The following is a 1,860-nucleotide window of genomic DNA, read 5'->3' as shown; positions in this document are numbered from 1 at the left end:
ATTCTCCGCAGTGGATTCCGCTTCCCTCTAGGAAGTGGAATTCACCACGTCGCCCGTCTCCGGGTCCACCGTCACCGCCGGCGGCTTGCTGGAGACGTTGACCTGGAAGGTGCCGCTGGCCTCGCGGCCGCCCTCGGTCTGGGCACGGGCCTTGCCGTTGAGCCCGGCTGCGACGCGGTAGCGCAGCGTGTGCGAGCCGGCGACGATGGGGGTGACGCGCCACTCGAAGGTGCGCGACCGGCCGGCCGCCAGGCGGCCCAGCGCCCAGGTGCTGACGTAGGCGGTGTCGCCGCCGCGCGGCGCGCGGTCGACGATCCACAGCTGGCGCGTGGGATCGGAGAGGTCGCCGCCCTCGGCGCGCGTGGCGAAGCCGCCGCCGCCCTTGGGGCCGTCCGACAGGACCGACACCGCGACGTTCGGGATCGCGCGCGTGTCCGCGTTGCGAACCACGATGCGCATCACGGCCGAGTCCGACAGCCGCTGGCGCTTGGGGAAGGACGCCTTGGTCACCTCGACCTTGAACGTGCCCGAGGGCTCGTTCGCATCCTGGCGCTCACCGCCGCCGCAGCCCGCCAGGACGCCCGCTGCGGTCACCGCAACGGCGCTCGTCGCCAGCCAGGTTCTCCTCGACCCTCCCACTCCGCGCGGACCGTACCAGAGGGAGGTGCCACGGGTCGCAGGTTGAACTTCTGGCGGGACGGTTCCCGTTTGGCAGCGCTCGCAGCGGTCACATAGACTGGCCGCCGGCGGGAAGCCTGCGGGTCGCAGGTGCCCCCGGAGGGTTGCACGAGGAGAGGTCCGAGACCGCGTGGTCAGCAGCGTTGCCGACCGGGCATTCGCCCCGGCGAAGAGCCTGCTCGAAGAAGTGGGCGACATGATGATCTTGACGGGGAAGACGATGGTGTCTGCCCTCCGTCCGCCGTACCCGTACGGCTCCGAGTTCGTCGGTCAGTTCCTCTTCGCCCTGCGGTTGTGCTGGCTGCCGCTGCTGATCTCGACGGTCGCCGTCTCCTACGGCGCGCCGGGCCTGCAGGCCGCGAACTTCCTGATCCTCTTCGGCGCGCTGGACCGCCTCGGCGGCTTCTTCGTCCTGGCGATCATCCGCGAGTTTGCGCCGTTCGTCTGCGCGATCATCGTCGCGGGCGTCGCGGGCACGGCCATCACCGCCGACCTGGGCGCGCGCAAGATCCGCGAGGAGCTCGACGCGCTGCAGGTGCTGGGCGTCGACCCCGTCAAGAACCTCGTCGTCCCGCGCTTCCTGGCCCTGATGCTCGTCACCGGCCTCTTCGACATCTTCGCGATCATCTTCGGCATCACCGGCGGCCTGATCGCCACGTTGGTCAACGGCGCGCCGCTCGGTCCGTTCTGGGCGACGTTCTTCACGAACGCCTCGACCACGGACCTCTGGGGCTCGTTGCTGAAATGCACGATGTTCGGGGCGATCACCGCGATCGTCTGTTGTTACAAGGGGATGACCGCCTCCGGCGGGGCGGAGGGCGTGGGCAAGGCCGTCAACCAGGCGGTGGTGATCACGTTCCTGGGCGTATTCGCCTTCAACTACGTGTTCACCCAGACGCTCCTGGCCACCCATCCCGAGATCACGGTGATCAGATGATGTCCCGCCCGCCCGGCTGGTTCGCCCTCCCGCGCGAGTGGATCTCGTCCTTCGGCGAGATCGCGAAGTTCAGCGGCAAGATCCTCGGGCAGGTCTACAGCGGCCGCGTGCTGCACTTCTTCGGGGAGACGCTGCGCCAGTGCGGCGTGCTCATCCTCGGCTCGACGCTCGTCATCTGGGGCCTGGTCTTCATCGTCGGCCTGCAGTGCGGCATCGAGGGCGCCTACTTCACGCGCGCGCAAGGC

3 protein-coding genes are annotated in these 1,860 nt (G+C 69.2%); 2 read left to right on the top strand and 1 reads right to left on the bottom strand.

What is annotated here, in order from left to right; translation table 11 throughout:
• Nucleotides 1-27: 27 nt before the first annotated feature.
• A complete protein-coding gene (locus VFE05_13400; GenBank protein ID HET6231063.1) occupies nt 28-594 on the bottom strand; it encodes a hypothetical protein in 567 nt (188 codons plus the stop codon).
• Nucleotides 595-808: 214 nt separating this feature from the next.
• Here VFE05_13400 and VFE05_13395 point away from each other — a divergent pair, with 214 nt between their 5' ends.
• Nucleotides 809-1,615 (top strand): ABC transporter permease, encoded by an 807-nt coding sequence (locus VFE05_13395; GenBank protein HET6231062.1) that lies wholly within the window; start codon nt 809-811, stop codon nt 1,613-1,615.
• On the top strand, nt 1,612-1,860 hold a 249-nt coding region (locus tag VFE05_13390; GenBank protein HET6231061.1), incomplete at its 3' end, for a hypothetical protein. The genes VFE05_13395 and VFE05_13390, both read left to right, overlap by 4 nt.

It is taken from the genome of Longimicrobiaceae bacterium (assembly GCA_035696245.1).
GTDB lineage: Bacteria > Gemmatimonadota > Gemmatimonadetes > Longimicrobiales > Longimicrobiaceae > DASRQW01.
The sequence above is the reverse complement of the archived record's forward strand: the minus strand, read 5'-3'. Positions and strand labels throughout refer to the sequence as shown.